Source organism: Wolbachia endosymbiont of Pentidionis agamae, from assembly GCF_036711655.1.
Classification (GTDB): Bacteria; Pseudomonadota; Alphaproteobacteria; order Rickettsiales; family Anaplasmataceae; genus JAZHPY01.
Genome location: NZ_JAZHPY010000069.1, coordinates 1 through 5,505 on the forward strand (window position 1 = coordinate 1; position 5,505 = coordinate 5,505).

The window sequence follows — 5,505 nt, forward strand, 5'->3', positions numbered from 1 at the left end:
GAGAATGTTTGTTTTCTACAAAGCTAGGATAAAGTTTGTGGATGATAATCTTTCATGCACACGCTTTACTACATAATCAGCGCAAATATTGAAATGTTCATAAAGCTTTTTATAAGGTGCAGATTCTCCAAAACTTTTCATACCGATAAATATACCATCTAGACCTATATATTTATGCCATCCCATTTCACTTCCTGCTTCAATTGCAACTTTTATGCTATCATTACATAATATCGATTTTTTATAACTATCATCTTGCTCATCAAAAAGTCTAGAACATGGCATAGAAATGACTCTTACTCCTATATTTTCTTTCTGCAACTTTTCGTGAGCTTCAACTGCAATTTCAACTTCTGAACCTGTGGCAAATATTGTGACATCTAATTTTCCTAGAAATTCACGCAAAATATAAGCACCAAATTTTGAAAAATTAGTAGATTGATCGATGTCAAATTTTCTTATGAAATTAACATTTTGCCTTGAAAGAGCAAATAGTGTCGGTGACTCTTTTTTTTCAAGTGCAGTGCTAATACATTCTAAAGTTTCAATAGCATCAGCTGGCCTCATGACATATAGATTAGGTATAGCACGTAGTGAAGATAAATGTTCGATAGGTTGATGAGTTGGACCATCTTCACCAACCCCTATTGAGTCGTGGGTCATAACATATATAACTTGCTGCTTCATTATTGCAGATAAACGTATTGCAGGGCGAGAATAGTCAGAAAATACCAAAAAAGTTCCACCATAAGGTAATATTCCACCATGTAATGCCATCCCATTCATACATGCTGCCATCATATGTTCTCTCACTCCATAGTGAACATATGACCCATTATAGCTTGTCTTATTTATTACCTTCATGTGCTTATATTTAGTACAGTTCGATGCAGTGAGATCAGCAGATCCACCTATAAGTTCAGGCATAGATTTTGTTAATAATTCCATTACTTTGCCAAAAGAAGATCTAGTAGCTTCATTTGGCATTAATCTGTATATTTGTTTTTTTAAGCTATCTAAGTCAGAATTTATGTTATCCGGCAGACATTTTGCAATTCTCCTTTGCAGTTCTTTATTATTTTTTAATTCGTCTTGATTGTAATGCAATTTTGCTCTTTCAACTGTTTTTTTCCATTCATTTTTTATGTTTTCTGGAATGTAAAAAGGTTCATACTTCCAATCTAATTCCTCTCTCATTTTTTCCACATCTTCTTTACTGAAAGCACCGCTATGAGCAGAGGACGTACCAGCACGGCTTGAAAATTTTCCTATGATAGTTTTACAACAAATAAGAGATGGCTTCTCAGATTGCTCAGCTTGTTCTATTGCACAAGAGATATCATTAAAGTTATGTCCATCAATTTTATTTACATTCCATCCATATGCTAGAAAACGCTTTTCTACATCATCAGAAGAAGAAAGATTAACATCACCATCTATGGAGATATCATTGTCATCAAATAAAGCTATTAACTTATTTAATTTTAGATGGCCAGCAAGCGATGCAGCTTCGTGACTTATTCCTTCCATAAGACATCCATCACCTAGCATTACATATGTGTGATGGTTAATTTCTTCAAAGCGCTCCCTTAATATTGATTCAGCAAGTGCCATACCTACAGCAGAAGCAAACCCTTGACCAAGTGGACCAGTTGTTGCTTCTACTCCAAAGGTAACGCCATATTCTGGATGGCCAGGAGTTTTAGAGCCAAGTTGCCTGAAATTTTTTATTTCATTAATATTAAGATAACCTGTAAGATATAGTATAGAGTACAATAACATTGATCCATGACCATTTGATAGAACAAAACGATCTCTATTGAACCATTTAGGATCTTCTGGATTATGACAAAAAAACTTAGAAAACAAAACTGTCATGACATCAGCCATACCAAGAGGCATTCCTGGATGACCAGAGTTGGCTTTTTGTACTGCATTGATTGATAAAAATCTGATAGCATTAGCCATAGATTTGACTATATGAAAATCAGCATTCATTATTCTAAAGTTAAAAATAATTATGAGTATAATAAGTTATTTAAGTAAAAACAAGTTGACACATCATATATAAAGTTCTAATAATTTACTAACTAAGTTATTCTTAAATAGATAGAAATTACATGACAACTGTTGTAACTAGAAAGTATAGAGTTAGCCGTAGATTAGGTGTTAATTTATGGGGTAGGGCTAAGGATCCAGTTAATAAAAGAAAGTTTCCACCTGGTCAGCATGGTCTTCTTGGTTTTAAAAAGTTGTCTGATTTTGGTAAGCAGTTTGCTGCGCATAAAAAGTTTAAGTCTTATTATGCAATTTTGAGTAAGCAGTTAAGACGTATTTTTATAGAAGCTTACAATAAAAGAGGTTATACTCCTGATAATTTTATTGGTTTTTTAGAATCTCGCTTAAGCTCTGTTTTATATCATTCACGCCTTGTACCAACGATTTTTGCTGCGAAGCAATTGATTTCTCATAAACATGTAACAGTTAATGATAGGATTGTTAATATATCAAGTTATAGAGTGAAACCATGTGATGTTATAAAAATAAGAGAGAGAGCTTTAGAAATTCCTATAGTAAAAAATGCTTCAAAAGAGCAGGAGCACAGGGTGCCAGATTATCTGGAGGTTGATATTGATAAACACTCGGTGAAATTTCTAAGAGTTCCTAAGTGTTCTGAAGTTCCATATCCAGCAGATATGGGAATTAATTTAGTAGTGGAATTTTATTCTAAATAGCCCGTGTGGCGGAATGGTAGACGCAGCGGACTTAAAATCCGTGGGTTATTGCAACCTTGGGAGTTCAAGTCTCCCCATGGGCACCATTTGACAATTGACAATTTAAATAAACATGAAATAGTGTGGGTTATTTTAAAGCCTGTGTGGCGGAATGGTAGACGCAGCGGATTCAAAATCCGTGGGATAAAACCTTGGGAGTTCAAGTCTCCCCACGGGTACGCCATTATTTTTGGTAGGTGTAAATTATGAAATGGATTGATATAGAAGATATAGTAGAAGCATTGGAAGAAAAATTTCCTTATGAAGATATAGTGAATATCAGATTTACTGAACTTAAGAAAAAGGTTTTAAATTTAGAAAATTTTGATGATGATGACAAACGCTGTAATGAAAAAATACTTGAAGCTATACAAGCAACTTGGCTTGAAGAACGAGATTCTTAGTTAAGATGTTAGCTTCATTAATAATATATTCTCACACTAAGTGTTATCTTCTGTGCAAAGGCTTGCATATTGTTTCGCTTCTAAAGTAATTCCTAAGGCTATATAAGACTTCACCAAATAATGTAGCAACTTTGATGGGCAATCTTCCTTAGAATCTTGATAATTATTAACTATACTTTGAAAACGTTTTATAGCAGCAAGGTATTCACCACGTTTAAAGTAAAACTTACCAATTGAGAATTCACTTATTCTTATATGCTGTTTTATCAATACTAATTTTTCTTTCACATCATCGACGTACTTGTTATCAGGAAAAAGATTAACATACTCATTTGCAAGCTCTAGAGTTTTGTATGCAGTACCCTGTTCTAATTTTATTTTTTTTATTTGCATATAGTAAGATAATATTCTCAGATAATAAGCATAAGAAATCTGCTCACTTTTTGGATACATATCTATAAAATTACTTATAATGTTTCCAGCACTATTATAATCGCCAATATTATAATTAGAAACTCCTGATAATAATTGCGCATTCATTGCTGAATAAGATAAAGGATATAGATCTTCAATTTTGTTAGCTATCCGTATAGTCTGTTTATATTGATTGCTATTAAATAATGTAATGGCTTCCTCGTATAATTCTAGTTCTGTTTTTTCCAATATGTCAAAACTTGATCTTAGTTCTATTGAAAAAAAGTTAATAAAAAAGAAAAACATAGCTAAAATCTTAAACATTGAACACTTAACCATTATAAATCCAATAGATAGAGCATAAATTTGATGGTCATCTAATATATATGTATACAGCAGCTAATCCAATAACAAAACACACTACTAAAACAAATAATAAACTTTTTTGTGAAAAAGTAGTGTTAACAACTTGATTACCATAAAAATTTTTTAGCTTTAAAATGATCTCCTCATCAGTATTTCCATATTTTATCATATTCCTAATTATATTGCGCATATTATAAGCAACTTCTGATTGAGATTCAAATAATACTTCACCTGTACATATAGGACACTTTATTACTTTAAACAATCTAATAGCACGTTTTTCCATATTCTCATCTAAAAGCTTCTCATCAAGAACAAATGAATATACAGTAGATGAAAGCACAAATGTAATCAACACAACCACTATTCTCAATTGCTATCCTCTTGTATACTTTGTAATTGATTTGCAAAATCTCTGAAAGATATATTTCCTATTATTCCGGATTGTTTTTCACTATCATACCTGATATTAAAATGCATATTATGATCTGATGTTTCTTCTGATAGAGAACATATTAAATTTTGCATTTTATTTAAAACTTCAGGACTTCTTTTCATGTATTCTGCTCCAACCAAAAAGTGTACGAATTTTTTACACCCTAATATATTAATGTCAACTTGCTTCTCAAATGACATAGTGACAAAATTATAATCATGTATTCTACCGCTCGCGTTAAAAAGAAAATCATTATTTTTAATCAAAAATCTATTGAAATCTAGGTTCATTTTAGAAGCTGAAACGTTCCTTATAAATTCATAACCAAATTTAATATTAATATTAAAACAGTTTTGCTCAGTACAATACTGATTAATGAGGAAAGTAGAACCTAATTTTTCTAATTCTCTTTCGAAATCAAGCTGTAAATAATTTGGACCATTATCTATTTGTGTAGTAATAGTTTTATGATCATTATTCAGAATACTGCATTTTAACCCGTAATCTTCATAACGCAACTTATTAACATAATCAGGTAAGTTTTGTGCATTATTTACTGAAAAGGTAATTTGTTTAAGCAAAATAGAAAGATTATTGCTGTTATGTATATTACACGTAGCCTTATAATTTGTCGTATCGCCTATATCATGAAATGTGATATCAATCATATTACTAGGCGTATATAAAAACATTTGTTTATCAAACAACTTATTTTTTATTGTCAGAACCTCTGATGAAATAGTTACTTGCTTGCTAGATAATTTTGGGTTCTTGATGTGGAAAATAAAATTAAATGGAAAGCCACCAGAAATTATTGTGTCATATGAAATTGTTACATTTTTATTATCTGCAACGCTTGCTAAGAAATTTTTGATTTTCCACGAAGAAAAATACCAAAACCCAGCATATCCTAAAGGAATAAGCAGTAAAGTACAAAATATAAAATAAGTTAAGAACTTACGCATAAGTCAATTTAAAACCTATAATTATACACAATTTTTTGCAACGCAAAAGACAGATACAGTATTATTATGTACATAACTTTTAAAAAGAAAATTTAAAGCCTTATATGTACATCAGTTTTTTAAATCTTTACTGATCCTTCCTCTGC

General features: G+C 31.2%; 6 protein-coding genes and 2 tRNA genes. 4 read left to right on the top strand and 4 right to left on the bottom strand.

The window, feature by feature from the left end; all coding sequences use genetic code 11:
* Positions 1-15: 15 nt before the first annotated feature.
* A complete protein-coding gene (gene tkt, locus V6U76_RS04220) occupies positions 16-1,998 on the bottom strand; it encodes a transketolase (RefSeq protein ID WP_333023801.1) in 1,983 nt (660 codons plus the stop codon).
* Positions 1,999-2,120: 122 nt separating this feature from the next.
* Between tkt and rpsD the strand changes: the two genes are divergently transcribed.
* The 4 genes from rpsD to iscX all read left to right on the top strand — a co-directional run bounded on the left by rpsD (position 2,121) and on the right by iscX (position 3,178).
* Complete coding sequence (rpsD, locus tag V6U76_RS04225; protein WP_333023803.1) at positions 2,121-2,735, top strand: 30S ribosomal protein S4; 615 nt, start codon at positions 2,121-2,123, stop codon at positions 2,733-2,735.
* Positions 2,735-2,821 (top strand) — tRNA-Leu (locus tag V6U76_RS04230). The genes rpsD and V6U76_RS04230 overlap by 1 nt, the downstream gene beginning before the upstream one ends.
* Positions 2,822-2,872: 51 nt before the next feature.
* Positions 2,873-2,953: transfer RNA gene (locus V6U76_RS04235), tRNA-Leu, on the top strand.
* A 27-nt stretch (positions 2,954-2,980) separates the two neighbouring features.
* Positions 2,981-3,178: a Fe-S cluster assembly protein IscX gene (iscX, locus tag V6U76_RS04240; protein ID WP_333023805.1), complete on the top strand. Its 198-nt coding sequence runs from the start codon at positions 2,981-2,983 to the stop codon at positions 3,176-3,178.
* Positions 3,179-3,214: 36 nt separating this feature from the next.
* Here iscX and bamD read toward each other — a convergent pair whose 3' ends face one another.
* Genes bamD through V6U76_RS04255 form a run of 3 tightly spaced genes read right to left on the bottom strand, consistent with a single transcriptional unit; the run spans position 3,215 to position 5,359 of the window.
* Complete coding sequence (gene bamD, locus V6U76_RS04245; RefSeq protein WP_333023807.1) at positions 3,215-3,916, bottom strand: outer membrane protein assembly factor BamD; 702 nt, start codon at positions 3,914-3,916, stop codon at positions 3,215-3,217.
* Positions 3,917-3,965: 49 nt separating this feature from the next.
* Positions 3,966-4,322, bottom strand: a complete 357-nt coding sequence (locus tag V6U76_RS04250; protein ID WP_333023811.1) for a cytochrome c-type biogenesis protein — start codon at positions 4,320-4,322, stop codon at positions 3,966-3,968.
* 5 nt (positions 4,323-4,327) lie between these two features.
* Entirely contained in the window at positions 4,328-5,359 is a 1,032-nt protein-coding gene (locus V6U76_RS04255) for a hypothetical protein (RefSeq protein ID WP_333023809.1), read from the bottom strand.
* Between the last annotated feature and the right edge of the window lie 146 nt (positions 5,360-5,505).

Bases quoted from the DNA above. Each gene is read 5' to 3' on its own strand.
- tkt (WP_333023801.1), bottom strand. From the start codon at position 1,998: ATGAATGCTGATTTTCATATAGTCAAATCTATGGCTAATGCTATCAGA.
- rpsD (WP_333023803.1), top strand. From the start codon at position 2,121: ATGACAACTGTTGTAACTAGAAAGTATAGAGTTAGCCGTAGATTAGGT.
- iscX (WP_333023805.1), top strand. From the start codon at position 2,981: ATGAAATGGATTGATATAGAAGATATAGTAGAAGCATTGGAAGAAAAA.
- bamD (WP_333023807.1), bottom strand. From the start codon at position 3,916: ATGTTTAAGATTTTAGCTATGTTTTTCTTTTTTATTAACTTTTTTTCA.
- V6U76_RS04255 (WP_333023809.1), bottom strand. From the start codon at position 5,359: ATGCGTAAGTTCTTAACTTATTTTATATTTTGTACTTTACTGCTTATT.